Raw genomic sequence first — 15,419 nt, 5'->3', positions numbered from 1 at the left:
CGCCGGGCTCCGGCGTGCGGGGCGGGGCGGCGGGCGCCGGAGCCTTCCGCCGGGGCGCTTGATCCTTCCCTCTCCCCCGTTCCGTCCGGCCGTGTGTGCGACGCTGTCGGGCGTGCGCTTCCTCAAACGTCTGCATCCCCTGGACTGGCTCGCCGCCGGGCTGCTCGCCTGCGGTCTGATGTGTGTGGCCACGGGGCTGCTGCCGACCGCGCCGGCCGGGGAGGCGATGGCGCGCATCGGGCCGCTGCTGGCGTTCCTCGCCACGGTGATCGTGATGGCCGAACTGACCGGCCGGGCCGAGGTGTTCGACGCGGTGGCGTCCTGGGTGGCGCGGACCGGCCGGGGCAGCTATCCGCGGCTCTTCGGGCTGTGTGTGCTCTTCGCCTCCGTCACCACCATCGCGCTGAACCTCGACACCACGGCGGTGCTGCTGACGCCGGTGATGCTGGCGCTGGCCGGCCGGGTCGGTATCGCGCCGGTGCCGCTGGCGATGACCACGGTCTGGCTGGCGAACACCGCGAGCCTGCTGCTGCCGGTGTCGAACCTGACGAACCTGCTGGCGTCGGACCGGGTCGGCCTCTCCCCCACACAGATGGCGGCGACGATGGGCCTGCCCCAGCTGGCCGCCATCGCCGTGACGACGGTGTGCCTGTGGGGTTTCTACTGGCGGCGCGGGCGGCGCGGCTCGGACACGTACGTCCCGCCCGGGCCGAAGGCGCCGGCCGATCCGGTGCTGTTCCGGGTGTGTGCGCTGGCCTGTGCCGGGTTCCTGGTGGCGATCCTCGTCGCGGATGTGCCGCTGTGGTCGGCGTCGTTGACGACGATGCTGATCGTGGTCGTGGCGTTCGCGCTGCGGCGCCCGGCCGAGCTGCGGTGGTCGCTGGTGCCGTGGCGGCTGCTGGTGCTGGTGCCGGGGATGTTCCTGGTCGTCGAGACGGTCAACGCGCACGGGCTGCACACGCTGCTGACCGCCGCGATCGGGCCGGACGGCGGGCTGCTCGGCATGCTCCGCTCGGCGGGGGTCGGCGCGGGGCTGTCCAACGTCCTCAACAATCTGCCGGTCTACATGGCGGGCGAGGCGGCGGTGCCGGTCGGCAACCACCATCAGCTGCTGGCGCTGCTGATCGGCACCAACGTCGGCCCGCTGGTCACCCCGTGGGCCTCGCTGGCGACGCTTCTGTGGTTCGAACGGTGCCGCGGCCAGGGCACCGCCGTCCCGCTGCGGCGCTTCATGGGCACGGGCCTCGTGCTGGCCGTGACGGCGACGCTGGCGGCCACGGCGGCGCTGGCCGTGGGGTGAGACGGGCGGTCGCCGGAGGCCGGTGACCGGGCGCCGTCCCGGCACCCACCCGTGGGCGGCCCGGTCAGGCCGCCCGCGCCTCCCCGACCACGTCGAGCAGGTACGCGAGGGTGTCCGCGCGGGCGGCGACGAAGCTGCGGTCGGTGTCCGGGGCCGTGGCGTCCACCGTGAAGGGGCCGCCGCTCAGGGTGCGGAACTCCACGCCCGCCTCGGCGGCCAGCAGCGCGCCCGCGGGGAAGTCGATGCCCTCCGCGCGGTAGCCGACGAACCCGTCGATCGCGCCGCGCGCCAGCATGGACCAGCCCAGCAGCGGTGCCCACAGCTGGAGCACCCGGCGGGCGCGGCACTCCAGTTGGCCGCGGAGCCCGGCGGCCACCGGATCGGCCCGGCCCACCGCGTGGCCCTGCGTCCAGGCCACCACCGGCCCGCTGCGCGGGACCGCGCCGGACGGTCCTGGCAGCCGGTCCGGGCCGCTGGTGGCGCCCCGGCCGTGGACCGCCTGCCAGGTGCGGCCGGTGACCGGTTCGTGCACCACCCCGACGACCGGCGCGCCGTCCACGCACAGCCCGATGCCGACGGCGTACGCGGTCAGGCCGATCGCGACGTTGTTGCTGCCGTCGAGCGGGTCCACCAGCCAGGTGCGGCGGCCGACGGCGTCGAGGAGACCGGCCTCCTCGGACAGGATCCGGTCGTGCGGGAAGTGGGTCTGGAGGCGGGCGAGGATGATCTTCTCGGCGGCCAGGTCGAGGTCGGTGACGACATCGCCCTCGGCGTCCTTCACGCCCACCGCCCGCGCCGCGCCGAAGCGGCCGCGCAGCAGCGCCCCGGCCTCCTCGGCGGCGGCGACGGCCACCCGCGTCTCGTGCGCGTACGGTGCGGCGTCCCGGTCACTCGCGCTGCTCGGCATGGATCCTCCTGAGTGCTGTGCGGACGGTCCGTTCGGTGTGTTCGGCGCCGCACAGCCGGCGCACCGTACGGTGGCCGCGGCCGTGCAGGGGGCCCAGGGAGAGGTCGGTGTGGCCGGGCAGCGACCGGCCGAGCACCAGCGTGGCGGCGGGCTCGTCGCGGGTGACGACGGTGGCGTGGAACTCACCGGCCGGCAGGCTGTACGTCTCCCCGCTGCCGCTGGCGGCGGCGGGGCCCGGCTCGCAGCGCACCAGGCGGGAGGTGGGGCGCAGTTCGTCGACGCCGGAGGGGGCGCTGATGACCTCGAAGATGCGGTGGGTGGGGGCCTGCGCGGCGTCCGTCACGGTGACCGGGAGGTTGCCGACCCGGCCGTAGAGGACGTAGCTGCGCAGCTCCCAGCTGTGGGCGTGCATGGGGGCGGCGGTGGGGTCGGGGCGGGCGCCGGTGCCGAAGAGGTGGACGCAGACGCCGCGGGCGCCGTCGCGGACCAGCGGCAGGCAGAGGAAGCCGAGCGGGTGGTGGACCGCGCGGAGCCGCCTTCTGCCGCGGGCGATGTCCTCCAGGACGCCGGTGATACCGGCGCGCGGCGCCTCGTGCGGCGCGCCGGGCCGGAGCAGTCGGTCGAGCGTGTCGTAGTCCATGAGCCGCGCCCGGGGCGTCTCACCTCCGGTAGGGGTCCTCGGCGTGCAGGGCTTTGTCGATGATCTCCGCGACGTCGGTGTCGCCGAAGACCGAGGGCAGCGGCAGCGCGACGTCGTCGAAGACCGCGCGGACCTCGTCGACGGTGGGCTCGTCGCTCAGCGGGGCGGCGTCGCGCAGGCTGAGGTGGACGGCCTGTTCGCGGCTCTGGTGCAGCTCGGTGACGTAGTAGTCGTAGAGCGGCCGGTCGCGGGGGACGAGGAGGTTGACGCGGTTGGGGTCGTCCTGGGTGATGATCAGGCAGGACTCGGAGAGGTCGAAGCGGAGGGTGGGGACGCCCGAGGAGAGGTGGACGCTGATCTCCAGGGTGTCGAGCCGCTGGCGGTACCAGCAGGCGGCCAGGACCGTGGCGTACGCCTCCTTGCGGGTGCGGTCGACGGTCCAGGCGTGCGCCGTGTCGTCGTTGCGGCGGTGGGCGAAGGTCTGGCGGAAGCGGGCGTAGGCGGCGCAGGTGCGCTCGTCGGCCGGGTTGATGATGTCGATCTTGACGCTGAGCTGGGCGCGCTGGCGGGTGGCGGTCGCCACGCAGCGCGGCAGCGTCACGGCGCGCAGATAGGTGCCGGTGCCGCCCTTGAAGGCCCAGCGGTTGGTCTGGGCGCGGGCCCGCTCCAGGGCGTCGCCGACCTCCTCGCCCGACAGGGAGCGGACCATGGCGAGGTCCTCCAGGGCGCGGCGGGTGTCCGCGGACGCCTCCTCGATGTCGGACTTGCGGCGCAGCCGCTCCGTCATCGAGCCGACCGCGAGGGTGCCGAGCACCAGCAGCGTCGCGCCGGACGACACGTCGTCGCTGATGACATCGCCGAAGACATCCATCATTCCGATGGTCAGACCGAGCCCCACGGCGATCAGCACATCGAGGTTCCTGATCACCCAGGCGACGCCGAACTCCACCCGTCCCACACGCTGCACCACGTCGTTCCCCCTCCCCGTTCCCCCGCATCGTAGGAGCTGGGGGACGGCTCTGGCCAGGGCTGCCAAGATCCTCCGGGGGCCGGGGAGTTGCCGCCGTACGCCTGTGGCCTGGAGCCGGGCGGGGGCGCCGGGGAATGGAGGTGAGCGGGCCCGGCTGTCGGCGGTCTCGGTTACGGTGGGACAAACAGGACGGATCTCGGCCGGTGCGGCCGACGGCGGCGCGGAGGCGGCACGGTGCACGGCGAGTACAAGGTTCCCGGCGGCAAGCTCGTCGTGGTGGATCTGGAGGTCGAAGGCGGCGTGCTGCGGCACGTCCGGGTGGCCGGGGACTTCTTCCTGGAGCCGGACGAGGCGATCGGCGCGATCGACAACGCGCTGGAGGGCGCCCCCGCCACCACGGACGCGGCGGGGCTCGCCGCCCGGATCACCGCGGCGCTGCCGAAGGACACGGTGATGTTCGGGCTGACGGCCGAGGGCGTCGCCATCGCCGTGCGGCGGGCGCTGGCTCAGGCCACCGAGTGGGGCGACTACGACTGGCAGCTCATCCACGACCAACCGCAGCCGCCCGCCCTCCACATGGCGCTCGACGAGGTCATCACGGCGGAGGTGGCGGCGGGCCGCCGGGCGCCGACGCTGCGGGTCTGGGAGTGGGACTCCCCCGCCGTGATCATCGGCAGCTTCCAGTCGCTGCGCAACGAGGTCGATGCCGAGGGCACCGCCCGCCACGGCGTCACGGTCGTGCGCCGGATCTCCGGCGGCGGCGCGATGTTCGCCGAACCGCAGAGCACCATCACGTACTCCCTGGCCGTCCCGGAGGCGCTGGTCTCCGGCCTGTCGTTCGCGGACAGCTACGCCTATCTCGACGACTGGGTCCTCGGCGCCCTCGGCGACATGGGCATCCGGGCGTGGTATCAGCCGCTCAACGACATCGCCACCGAGGTCGGCAAGGTCGCCGGCGCCGCACAGAAGCGGATGGTCGGCCCGGACGGCGGGCCCGGCGCCGTGCTGCACCACGTCACCATGTCGTACGACATCGACGCGGAGAAGATGCTCGACGTGCTGCGCATCGGCAAGGAGAAGCTGTCCGACAAGGGGACGAAGAGCGCCAAGAAGCGGGTCGATCCGCTGCGGCGGCAGACGGGGCTGGCGCGCGAGGAGGTCATCGCGCGGATGATCGGTTCGTTCCGTGACCGGTACGGCCTGACCCGCGGCGCGGTCACCGACGCGGAGCTGGCGCGCGCCGAGGAGCTGGTGCGGACGAAGTTCGCCGACGAGGAGTGGACGGCGCGGGTGCCGTAGCGGCGGGGCGGGCCGGGCCCCGGGCCGCCCGGTCCGCGGGCCGTGGCGGTGTCCGGCGGTCCGCGTCCGGTATCTGACGGGCCGTTTTGTTCTGGCGGCGAATCCTCCATACGATCCGTCGATGATCATAAGAAAGCGGCTGGCGGCCGGGGTGTGCGGCCTGCTCGCCACGGTGGCCGTCGGCCTGCTCCCCACACCCGCCGCGGCCGGTGAGCCGGACGCGCAGCCCACCCCGAAGGTCGAGCTGGTCCTCGACGTCAGCGGCTCCATGCGCGCCCGCGACCTCGACGGCCAGACCCGGATGACGGCGGCGAAGACCGCCTTCAACGAGGTGCTGGACGCGGTGCCCGGCGATGTCGAGCTGGGCATCCGCACCCTCGGCGCCAACTACCGCGGCGAGGACCGCCAGGTCGGCTGCAAGGACACCAAGCTGCTCTACCCGGTCGGCCCGCTCGACCGGAACGACGCGAAGGCCGCGGTCGCCACGCTGGCCCCCACGGGCTGGACGCCCATCGGCCCGTCGCTGCTCGCCGCCGCCGACGACCTCAAGGGCGGTGACTCGGCCCGGATCGTCCTGATCACCGACGGCGAGGACACCTGCCAGCCGCTCGACCCCTGCGAGGTGGCCCGCGACATCGCCGCCAAGGGCATCCACCTCACCGTCGACACGCTCGGCCTGCTGCCGGACGCCAAGACCCGTAAGCAGCTCAGCTGCATCGCGGAGGCCACCGGCGGTACGTACACCTCCGTCCACCACACCGATCAGCTCCGCAAGCGGGTGCACCAGCTGGTGGACCGGGCGGCCGATCCGGTGGTGACGCCGGTGGCGACCGAGGGCGCCGCGGAGTGCGCGAAGGCGCCCGAGCTGAAGCCCGGTCTCTACAACGACCGGGAGCGCTTCGGCGAGCACCGCTGGTACCGCGTCGACGTCCGGCCCGGCCAGGAGCTGCGGACCTCGGTGAGCGTCGCCGCGGACCGGGCCGTCGACAACGACTACGGCGTGCTGCTGCGGGCGGTGACGGTCCACGGCCGGGAGATCGTCCGCGGCTCGGAGGCGGGCGACGGGCGCACCGACGTCCTCTCCACCGGGCTGCGCTACCCGAAGCCGGATGAGGACGCGCCGGACGGCAGCGACACCCCGCCCGCCGAGACGGTCTGCCTCCAGGTCAGCAACTCCTTCTCCGCACCGGCGTCGGTCAAGCGGGATCCGGGGCTCCCCGTCGAGCTGGCCGTCGACCTGGTGGACGCGCCGCGCGCCGCCGCCGACCCGGCCGCCTTCGGGCTGGGCCGCGGCTGGTGGCTGCTGGTCACCCTCGCCCTGGCCGGTCTGGTGGGCGGCCTCGTGTGGGGCTGGATCTCCCGCTGGCGCATCTCCGTCTGGAGGACCAACTGATGCGGACCCTGCGCACCCTGACGGCGGCGCTGCTCGCCGCCGGTTCCCTGTTCGCCGCGGCGGCACCGGCCCTCGCCGACGACCCGACGCCCACGGCCACCGACGGCTCCCCGAGCCCGGGGGCCGACGGTGAGGTGCCCGCGCCGACCGAGGCGGGCACGGCGTTCCGTACGGCCGCCCTGATGCTGCCCGGCCAGCGCGCCACCGCCGACGCCTCCACGGGCGACTACCTGTACTGGGCCGTCCCCCTCGACCAGGGGCAGGACGCGACGGTACGGGCGAAGGTGAAGCTGCCCGAGTCGGCGCGGCACGGCGAGGCCACCTGGCGGCTCGACGTGTACGACGGGCTGCGGCGCCGTCAGGCGTGCCGTTACGGCATGCAGGCGCGGACGGTGGCGGCCGACGCCACGTCGGTGGAGCTGGCCTGCACCCTGCGGACCGTCCGCGCGTGGGCGGAGCCGTGGTCCGACGATCCGCTGCCGGGCCGCTACTACCTGCGGCTGACCACCACCGAGCAGCCGCAGGAGGACCTGGGGCTGCCGGTGCGCGCCGAGGTGACCGCGGACGTCAAGGACGCGGGCGGCGCCCATGCCGTGGACGGGTCGCTGGCCGCGCCGCTCGTCCCGGGGGCGACGGTCTCCGATGCGCAGGATCAGGCCGGTGACGACGCGTCGGACGGCGCCTCGGCGAGCCCGTCGACGGCCTCCGCGGCCCCTGCGGCGACAGCGGCCGAGCCGGACGGCGGCTGGAGCTCCGGCTGGTGGTCCGACCGCTGGGTCTGGACGGCGGCGGGCGGTGTCGCGGCGGCCCTGACGGGCATCGCCGGCTACCGCCTCACCGCCGGCCGCGGCCGCCCGTCCCGGGTGCCGCCGGGCGTCTGATCCGGCGGAGGTTGCGCCTGCACGTGCCACGGGCCCGGTCGTCTCGGCCGGGCCCGTGGTGTGTCCGGGGGCGGTGGGGGGCTTCGAGGTGCGGGCGCGCCCAGCGGCTCGGCGGGGGCGTGCGCGCCGGGTCCGGGCCCCTCAGCCGGTCGGCGCCTCAGCCGTTCAGCGCCGGAATGATCTGCTCCCCGTACGCGTCGATGACCTCTTCCTTCGCGTCGTGCATGGTGTAGAGCGCGAACTGGTCGACGCCCAGCTCCCGCAGCCGTTGCAGCTTCTCGATGTGCGCCTCGGCCGGTCCGAGCAGACAGAAGCGGTCCACGACGGCGTCCGGCACGAACGCGGTGTCGGGGTTGCCGGTCCGGCCGTGGTGGGAGTAGTCGTATCCGGCGCGCTTCTCGATGTACGCGGTCAGCTCCTCGGGGACGGCGCCGGAGTGCGCGCCGTACCGGGCGACGAGGTCGGCGACGTGGTTGCCGACCATCCCGCCGAACCAGCGGCACTGCTCCCGGGCGTGCGCGAGGTCGTCGCCGACGTAGGCGGGCGCGGCCACACAGACCGTCACCTCGGCCGGGTCGCGGCCCGCGTCCGCCGCCGCGTCGCGTACCGCCTTGACCATCCATTCGGTGAGGTAGGGGTCGGCGAGCTGGAGGATGAAACCGTCCGCCAGCCGCCCGGCCATGGCCAGCGCCTTGGGGCCGTACGCGCCCATCCAGACGGGCAGCCGGCCGTCCCGGACCCAGGGGATGCGCAGCCGGTGACCGCCGACGTCGGCCTCGCGGCCCTCGGCGAGGTCCCGGATCACGCCGATCGCCTCGCCCAGCCGGGCCAGGGTGTTGGGCGGCCGCCCCGCGACCCGCATCGCGGAGTCGCCGCGGCCGATACCGCAGACGGTGCGGTTGCCGTACATGTCGTTGAGGGTGGCGAAGGTGGAGGCGGTGACCTCCGGGGTGCGGGTCGAGGGGTTGGTGACCATGGGGCCCACGATGAGCCGCTCGGTATGTTCCAGGATGCGGCTGTGGATGACGAACGGCTCCTGCCACAGGACGGCGGAGTCGAAGGTCCAGCCGTAGCGGAACCCCCTCCGCTCGGCCCGGCGCATCAGCCCCACCACGGACGATGCGGGCGGATCGGTCTGCAGAACGACTCCGAAGTCCACGCTGCGCTCCTTCTGTTCGGCGTACGGGCGGGCCCGGGAGCACCGGCCGGGCGGGGCCCGGCGGCCGTGCCACGACGGCACCGTGCGGAGCGGGTCCGCCGGGCCGCCCGACGCGGACGGTGCCGGAATCCTTCCACACCGGGGCGTTTCGAACCCCGCGCCCGCCGGGCCCCGGCGCGGAAGTGGCGAGCGCCGAGGAGACGTACGAGGCGCTCGTCGCGGGGCCCGGCGGGTCCGGGGTCCGGCCGGGTGCCGGGCCGCCGGACCCACCGGGGTGTCAGCTCAGCCGTTCCGCGGCGTACACCTCCATCGCGTCCCGCTGGTAGGCGGCCAGTCCCTCCGCGATGCGGTCGAAGTTGGCGCGGAACCGGGGGTCGTCGGTGTAGGTCGCCGCCAGGCCGCGGTACGCCTCGGCGTTCGGCGTCCAGAAGCGGCAGATGCCGCGGTGGTGGGCGTCGGTCTCGGCCTGGACGGCGGGGTCGGTGACGGGGGTGCCGGCCACCATGAACTCCGCCATGCGGATCATCTGGGCCGTGGCCTCCCGCTGCCACCGCTCGGTGTCCTCCTCGGTCATCGCCTCGGTGGCGCGCCGGGACTGCTCCCACGCCTGCGGCCAGCGCTCGCGGACCTCGGCGTCCGTCTCCGGGTCGTGCTCGAAGCCCTCGAAGAGGTTCTCGGGCCGGTTGATGCCGTTCATGTCGGGGTGTTCCCTGCCTTCCTCCAGTGCGGCGAGGGTGCGGCCGACCGTGTCGGCCAGCGTCGTCAGCCGGTCGCGCTCCGCCAGCAGCCGGGTGTGGTGCTCGCGGAGCACCGCGGCCCGGTCCGCGCGGCTGTCCAGCACCGCCCGGATCTCGCGCAGCGACAGGCCCAGCTCCCGCATCAGCAGGATCTGCTGGAGCCGCAGGAGTTCCGCCTCGCCGTAGCGGCGGTGGCCGTTGCTCCCGGTCCCGGCCGGCGGCAGCAGGCCGATGCCGTCGTAGTGCCGCAGCGTCCGGGACGTCACCCCGCTCATCCGGGCGACCTCGGCGATCGACCAGGTCATGGCGGTGTCCCTTCCTCGCCGGGCCGGTCTCTCCGGCCCTGGTCACGACCGTAGAAGTTGACGCAACGGCAACCGCAAGCGGCACTCAGCCCGCGTAGTGGCCCAGCCCCCGTGGCACGTAGACGCCGTGTCCGGCGCGGCCCGTCCGGTGGCGGTTCTCGATCACCACGGTGCCGCGGGAGAGCACCGTCTCGACCCGGCCGGTCACCCGGCGCCCCTCGTAGGCGGAGTAGTCGACGTTCATGTGGTGGGTGGCGGCCGACAGGGTCTGTTCGGCGTGCGGATCGTAGATGACGAGGTCGGCGTCGGAGCCGGGGGCGATGGTGCCCTTCTTGGGGTGGAGGCCGAACATCCGGGCCGGGGCGGTGCAGGCGATCTCGATCCAGCGGCGGCGGTCGATGTGGCCGTCGACGACGGCCTGGTGGAGCAGGTCCATGCGGTTCTCGACGCCGGGCATACCGTTGGGGATCTTCGAGAAGTCGCCGCGGCCCAGCTCCTTCTGGCCGGTGAAGCAGAACGGGCAGTGGTCGGTGGAGACCACCTGGAGGTCGTTGGTGCGCAGCGCCCGCCAGAGGGTCTCCTGGTGGTCGGCCGGGCGCAGCGGGGTGGAGCAGACGTACTTGGCGCCCTCGAAGTCCGGTTCGGCGAGGTTGTCGGTCGACAGGAAGAGGTACTGCGGGCAGGTCTCGCCGTAGACCGGCAGCCCCTCGTCGCGGGCGCGCATCAGCTCGGCGACGGCCTCGCGCGCCGAGACGTGCACGACGTAGACGGGGGCGCCCGCCACCTGGGCGAGCTTGATGACGCGGTGGGTCGCCTCGGCCTCCAGGAGCGCCTTGCGGACCTCGCCGTGGTGGCGCGGGTCCCGCTCGCCGCGGGCCAGGGCCTGTTCGACGAGGACGTCGATGGCGAGGCCGTTCTCCGCGTGGGTCATCATCAGGGCGCCGTTGCCTGCGGCGCGCTGCATGGCGCGGAGGATCTGTCCGTCGTCGGAGAGGAACACCCCGGGGTAGGCGGTGAAGAGCTTGAAGGAGCTGACGCCGGATTCGACGAGGCGGTCCATCTCCTTCAGGGAGCCGGCGTTCACATCGGACATGATCATGTGGAAGGCGTAGTCGATCGCGCAGACGCCGTCCGCCTTGGCGTGCCAGGTGTCGAGCCCCTCCTGGAGGGAGCCGCCCTTGGGCTGGATGGCGAAGTCGACGATGGTGGTGGTGCCGCCCCAGGCGGCGGCGAGGGTGCCGGTCTCGAAGGTGTCGGAGGCCCGGGTGCCGCCGAACGGCATCTCCATGTGGGTATGGGCGTCGACGCCGCCGGGGATGACGTACTTCTGTGCGGCGTCGATGACGCGGTCGGCCTGCCAGTCGTGGCTGCCGTGGGTGGCGAGGGCCACCACCCGGCCGCCCTCGACGAGGACATCGGCGTGGAGTTCGTCGGAAGCGGTGATCACCAGGCCGCCGGTAATGAGAGTGCGTGTCACGTCCGGTCTCCCTCACTGCGCCACGGTTGCGTGCCGTGCGGCGGGCGGCCCGGCGCGGACGGCCGCCCGTGCCGCGGACGGTGACCCGCGCCGGGCCCCCGTCCGCTTCCTTCCGTACGGGTGCCCGCGCGCGGCGGGGCGGGCCCGTGCGACGCCGGTTCCCGGGCGGGAAGGAGACCGTAGAAGCATGGCAGCCGCGGGGGCAATACCGTGTCCGTGGCCCGTGCGGGGCGGCCGTGTGGCGCCGCCGGTCATCCGGCCGGTTGAACGGTGCGGCGTACGGTGCGCCCGGGGAGGTATGGACCAAGAGGGGTGCGGGGTGCGCGGACTGGGCAGGTAACCGACGCCGCCGGGGGACGCCTTTCACCGCCCCGGGGAGCGGAGGGCGGGGCCGCCGGGGAGGGCGCGGGCGCCACGGCACGGGCGGCAGGAGCGGACCGACACCGGGCAGAGAGGCGACACGTCATGCAGTGGAGCACGCCGTGGGAGTTCTCCGACGACCGCGGGCGTCTGGCGGTGGCCGGCGAACGGCCGTCGCGGATCATCGCGTACATCCAGGCCGGGGCGACGCTGTGGGATCACGGCGTCCGCCCGGTGGGGCTCTTCGGGTCGCAGCACGACGGGGCGGTGCCGGACCGGACGAAGAGCGGGGAGCTGCCCCGGGAGGGCATCCCGTATCTGGGCGCGGGGTCGGCGGTGCATCCGGACACCGTGCTGGGAGCGGCGCCGGATCTGGTGGTGGCCGTCACCTACGACGGTGCGGCGGTGTACGGACTGGAGGCGAAGACGGCGCGGGAGTTGGAGGCGCACGTGCCGGTGGTGGCGCTGGGCGTGGGGCCCGGCCGGGGGCTGGCCGTGGTGCGGGAGCGGTTCGCGGCGCTCGCCGGGTCGCTGGGCGCGGGCGAGACGGCGAGCGCCGCCCTCGCGCTGGACGACGCGGAGGACGCGCTGCGCACGGCGGCGGGCGACGGGCCGCGGCCCCGGGTGCTCGCGCTGTCGGCGGCCGGTCCCGAGCAGGCGTATCTGGCACGGCCCGGTGCCTGGCCGGATCTGCGGACGCTGCGGGAGCACGGCGTGGCGCTGCTGGAGCCGGCCGCCGGGCCCGGCGCGAACTGGGCGACGGCCACCTGGGCCGAGGTCGCGGCGCTCCGCCCGGACATCGTGCTGAGCGATGTGCGGGCCAACGCCGCGCCGCCGGAGGCGCTGCGCGGCGGCGCGCACTGGCAGGCGGTGGCGGCGTCGGCCCGGCTGGTCGGCTGGAATCCGGAGGCGCCGTGCAGCCGCCGGGCGCATGCGCGGTTCTTCCGTGAGGTGGCGGCGGCGATCCGCGGCGCGGCCGGGCGGTGACCCGGCGCGGGCCGCGGGCGCGGCTCACTCCGGCGGGGTCGGGGTGTCGTGGCTGCGGTACATCGCCTGGACGTCCAGCTCCAGCTTGACGGTGGGGCCGACGACGGCGATGCCGCGGGCGAGCATGGTGCGCCAGTTCAGGGTGTAGTCCTCACGGTGCAGTTCGGCCTTGGCGAGGGCCGCGCAGCGCAGCTCCTGGCCGTAGCCGCCATTGACGACGCCGAGGTAGGAGGTGTCGAGGGCGACGGTCCGGCTGACGCCGTGCATGCTCAGCGAGCCCTGAAGCTGCCACTGCGAACCACCGCGGTGCACGAAGCGGTTGCTGGAGAAGTGGATGTACGGGTAGTTCTCGACGTCCAGGAAGTCCGCGGAGCGCAGATGGTTGTCGCGGGTCCGGTTGCCGGTGGTGATGCTCGACGCGTCGATCCGCACCTCGACGTGGGAGTGGGCCATGTCGGCGCCGACGCGGATACCGCCCTCGAAGCGGGTGAACCGGCCGTGCACGTTGGCCATGCCGACATGGCGGGCGATGAAGCGGATCGCGGTGTGCGGCGGGTCGAAGAGCCAGGTTCCGGCGGTGGGCAACTCCGGGGCGCGGGCCGCGGTGAGCCGTACCGGCTCGGGCTCCGCGCCGTGCCCGGCCGTGACCTCGACGGTCTCCTGGTGGGGCTGGAGGGAGTCGGCCGACACCATCAGGCTGTAGCGGCCGGGCGGCAGCGCCGCGGCGAACAGGCCGAACGGGTCGGTGGTGCCCTTGTGGACGACCTTGCGGCTGGTGACCGCGGTGACCGTGACGTCCGCGCCGTCCACCGGCTGCCCCGAGGGGTCGGTGACCGTACGGGCGAGACCGCCGGCGCCCACCGGCAGGGCCAGCCGGATGCCCGCTGCGCCGCGTGCGCGGTCGGACCGGCCACGCCGGAGGAGTGCGAAAGCCATGGGTGTGCAACCTTTCGTCGGCGTGCGGTGCCGGGCGTCACGGCCCACGAAGGCCGGAAGGACACCCCCAGGGCCGCGGGGCCGGCACCGGCATCCATGATCTTGGAACGTCCGGCGGGTGTCCGGGTGTCTCATTTCGAGACACCCCGCCCGGCGGCGGCCGGTGTTCCGGGGTGCGGGTGGCGCCGCCACCGGCCGCCGCCGCGGCGCGTCCCAGTACGGTGGAGCGGTTGTGAGCTGTACAGATTCCTTCCGTTCCGGGCCCGAACCGGCGCTGCTCCGCGAGGCGCGGGCGCGGTTCCTCGCCGGGCGTCCGCTGCCCGACGGGGTGCCCGAGCCGCTGGTCTCCGCCTGGCGCCGGGCCGCGTTCTTCGGTGTCCCGCACGATCTGGGCGCGGCCGCGGCGCCGCGCGCACCGGGGGACGGGCCGCTGGCCGCGGCCGCCCGGCCGGTGCTGGAGCGGCTGGCCGGGGCGTTGGACGACGGGGAGCGGCGGGTGCTCGTCGCCGATGCGCGGTGCCGGGTGGTCTGCCGCGGCGGTGTGCCGTCGCCGGGCACGCTCCGCGACGACCTGTCGGAGGAGGTCGTGGGGCACAACAGCGCGGCGCTGGCGCTGCGGTACGGGCAGCGGTTCGAGACGCACGGGCCGGAGCACTTCCTCGACCTGTGGCAGGAGGTGTCGGCGGTGAGCGTGCCGGTGCGGCGGCCGGGCGCGGCGCGGGCGCTGGGCACCGTCACCCTCGCGCGCGGGCTGTGCGCCGGGGGCGGCGGGCATCCGGACACGGCGCTGGCGGAGGCGGTGGCCGCGGCGGTCGAGGCGGAGTGGGTGGCGCGGGGGCCGCGGGAGCCGGAGCGGCGGTTGCTGGACGCGTTCGCGCGGGAGCGGGCGGCCGGGCGGGCGGTGCTCGCCTTCGACGGTCACAGCCGTCTGGTGAGCGAGGCGGCGGCCGGGCTGCTGTCGCCGGAGGCGGTGGACGGGCTGGAGCGGCAGGCGGTGGCGCTGCTCGGGGCGGACGGTCCGGCGGGCCGCTGGGACGGCGAGCCGGTGGTGCGGTGGGGCGGCGCGGTCGCGGCGCGGCTGCTGCCGGTGCGGGAGTCCGGGGCGGTGACCGGGGCGCTCGCGGTGGTCGAGGAGGAGGAGGACGGTGCGGGGCAAGAGCCCGGGGCGGGCGCCGTCCCCTGTGTGCCGCCGGGGAGTTCGGCGGCCTGGCGGCGCGCCGTGGAGCGGGCCGTGGAGCTGTTCTCCTGCCCGCGCCCGCTGCTGCTGACCGGGGAGCGCGGGACGGGCAAGACGACGCTGGGCCGGGCGCTGCTGCGCGGCCCGGACGGCGCGGCGCGGCCGCTGACCGTCGATGCGGCCGTCGCACCGGACGGGGAACTGGCGGCGCTGCGCCCGTACCCGGCGGCGGACGGCGGCGCGGGCCCGGCGCCGCTGCTGCTGCGGCACGTCGAGCGGTTGGGGCAGCGGGACGTGGCGGCGCTGGTGGCGCTGCTGGACGCGCGGCCGCGGCTGCCGCTGGTGGTCACCCACACCCCGGGCACCGAGGTCGGGCCGTGTCTCGCCCGGCTGCTCGACACCCTCGGGGCGCGGTCGGTGACGCTCCCTCCGCTGCGGGAGCGCCCGGAGGACCTGCCCGCGCTGCTGACCCGGCTGGCGCCGCCGCCGTCGCCCGGCCATCCGCCGCTGACCTGGACGCTGGAGGCGGTACGGGCGCTGGAGGCGCAGCCCTGGCCGGGGAACGTCACCGAACTCGGCGCGCTGGTGCGGGAGGTGGCGCGGGGGCGGCGGTCGGCCGGGCCGGTGCGCCGCGAGGAGCTGCCGCGGGCGGTGCGCCGCCGGGCCACGGCGCCACCGCCGGGCACCATCGAGCGCGCCGAGCGGGAGACGATCCTGGCGGCGCTGCGCACCCACGGCGGCAACAAGGCGCGGGCCGCCGCATCGCTCGGTATCGCGCGGGCGACGCTGTACCGGAAGCTGCGCGGGTACGGGTGAGGGGCCGGCGCGGGCGGCGTGCCGGCCCCGCCGCGGACCGCCCGCGCGCCTGCCGACACCCCTTGACGTTTTCTG

The 15,419-nt window shown here is 75.0% G+C and carries 13 protein-coding genes; 6 read left to right on the top strand and 7 right to left on the bottom strand.

Features of this window, described 5'->3' with window-relative positions; translation table 11 throughout:
* Nucleotides 1–178: 178 nt before the first annotated feature.
* Complete coding sequence (locus ACZ4U4_RS06790; RefSeq protein ID WP_467869804.1) at nt 179–1,300, top strand: ArsB/NhaD family transporter; 1,122 nt, start codon at nt 179–181, stop codon at nt 1,298–1,300.
* A gap of 64 nt (nt 1,301–1,364) precedes the next feature.
* Here ACZ4U4_RS06790 and ACZ4U4_RS06785 read toward each other — a convergent pair whose 3' ends face one another.
* From ACZ4U4_RS06785 to ACZ4U4_RS06775, 3 genes are read right to left on the bottom strand one after another with little or no spacing between them, the layout of a single operon-like run.
* Entirely contained in the window at nt 1,365–2,207 is an 843-nt protein-coding gene (locus ACZ4U4_RS06785) for an inositol monophosphatase family protein (RefSeq protein WP_467869668.1), read from the bottom strand.
* On the bottom strand, nt 2,188–2,847 hold the full coding sequence (locus ACZ4U4_RS06780) for a hypothetical protein (RefSeq protein WP_467869666.1): 660 nt from the start codon (nt 2,845–2,847) through the stop codon (nt 2,188–2,190). Before ACZ4U4_RS06780 ends, ACZ4U4_RS06785 begins: the two co-directional genes overlap by 20 nt.
* 19 nt (nt 2,848–2,866) lie before the next feature.
* The gene (locus tag ACZ4U4_RS06775) at nt 2,867–3,817 is read right to left on the bottom strand and encodes a hypothetical protein (RefSeq protein ID WP_467869664.1); all 951 of its coding nucleotides are present in this window, start codon (nt 3,815–3,817) and stop codon (nt 2,867–2,869) included.
* A 234-nt stretch (nt 3,818–4,051) separates the two neighbouring features.
* On the opposite strand from ACZ4U4_RS06775, the gene ACZ4U4_RS06770 reads away from it, so the two are divergent.
* The 3 genes from ACZ4U4_RS06770 to ACZ4U4_RS06760 all read left to right on the top strand — a co-directional run bounded on the left by ACZ4U4_RS06770 (nt 4,052) and on the right by ACZ4U4_RS06760 (nt 7,390).
* Nucleotides 4,052–5,116 (top strand): lipoate--protein ligase family protein, encoded by a 1,065-nt coding sequence (locus ACZ4U4_RS06770; RefSeq protein WP_467869662.1) that lies wholly within the window; start codon nt 4,052–4,054, stop codon nt 5,114–5,116.
* A gap of 121 nt (nt 5,117–5,237) precedes the next feature.
* Nucleotides 5,238–6,509 (top strand): VWA domain-containing protein, encoded by a 1,272-nt coding sequence (locus ACZ4U4_RS06765; RefSeq protein ID WP_467869660.1) that lies wholly within the window; start codon nt 5,238–5,240, stop codon nt 6,507–6,509.
* Complete coding sequence (locus ACZ4U4_RS06760) at nt 6,509–7,390, top strand: hypothetical protein (RefSeq protein WP_467869802.1); 882 nt, start codon at nt 6,509–6,511, stop codon at nt 7,388–7,390. The genes ACZ4U4_RS06765 and ACZ4U4_RS06760 overlap by 1 nt, the downstream gene beginning before the upstream one ends.
* Nucleotides 7,391–7,547: 157 nt before the next feature.
* On the opposite strand, the gene ACZ4U4_RS06755 is transcribed toward ACZ4U4_RS06760, so the two are convergent.
* From ACZ4U4_RS06755 to hydA, 3 genes are all read right to left on the bottom strand, one after another.
* Nucleotides 7,548–8,549, bottom strand: coding sequence for a TIGR03842 family LLM class F420-dependent oxidoreductase (locus tag ACZ4U4_RS06755; RefSeq protein WP_467869658.1), 1,002 nt, complete (start codon nt 8,547–8,549; stop codon nt 7,548–7,550).
* 277 nt (nt 8,550–8,826) lie between these two features.
* Nucleotides 8,827–9,591 carry a MerR family transcriptional regulator gene (locus ACZ4U4_RS06750; RefSeq protein ID WP_467869656.1) on the bottom strand — a complete coding sequence of 255 codons (765 nt, stop codon included), beginning with the start codon at nt 9,589–9,591 and terminating at the stop codon, nt 8,827–8,829.
* Nucleotides 9,592–9,676: 85 nt separating this feature from the next.
* Entirely contained in the window at nt 9,677–11,068 is a 1,392-nt protein-coding gene (hydA, locus tag ACZ4U4_RS06745) for a dihydropyrimidinase (protein ID WP_467869654.1), read from the bottom strand.
* 465 nt (nt 11,069–11,533) lie between these two features.
* Here hydA and ACZ4U4_RS06740 point away from each other — a divergent pair, with 465 nt between their 5' ends.
* Nucleotides 11,534–12,415 (top strand): substrate-binding domain-containing protein, encoded by an 882-nt coding sequence (locus ACZ4U4_RS06740; protein ID WP_467869652.1) that lies wholly within the window; start codon nt 11,534–11,536, stop codon nt 12,413–12,415.
* Nucleotides 12,416–12,439: 24 nt separating this feature from the next.
* Here ACZ4U4_RS06740 and ACZ4U4_RS06735 read toward each other — a convergent pair whose 3' ends face one another.
* Nucleotides 12,440–13,351 (bottom strand): YceI family protein, encoded by a 912-nt coding sequence (locus tag ACZ4U4_RS06735; RefSeq protein WP_467869650.1) that lies wholly within the window; start codon nt 13,349–13,351, stop codon nt 12,440–12,442.
* A 232-nt stretch (nt 13,352–13,583) separates the two neighbouring features.
* On the opposite strand from ACZ4U4_RS06735, the gene ACZ4U4_RS06730 reads away from it, so the two are divergent.
* The gene (locus tag ACZ4U4_RS06730) at nt 13,584–15,344 is read left to right on the top strand and encodes a helix-turn-helix domain-containing protein (protein ID WP_467869648.1); all 1,761 of its coding nucleotides are present in this window, start codon (nt 13,584–13,586) and stop codon (nt 15,342–15,344) included.
* Nucleotides 15,345–15,419: the final 75 nt, after the last annotated feature.

Source organism: Streptomyces sp. NPDC029159, assembly GCF_055564055.1.
This window is presented reverse-complemented; position numbering and strand designations above follow the sequence as displayed.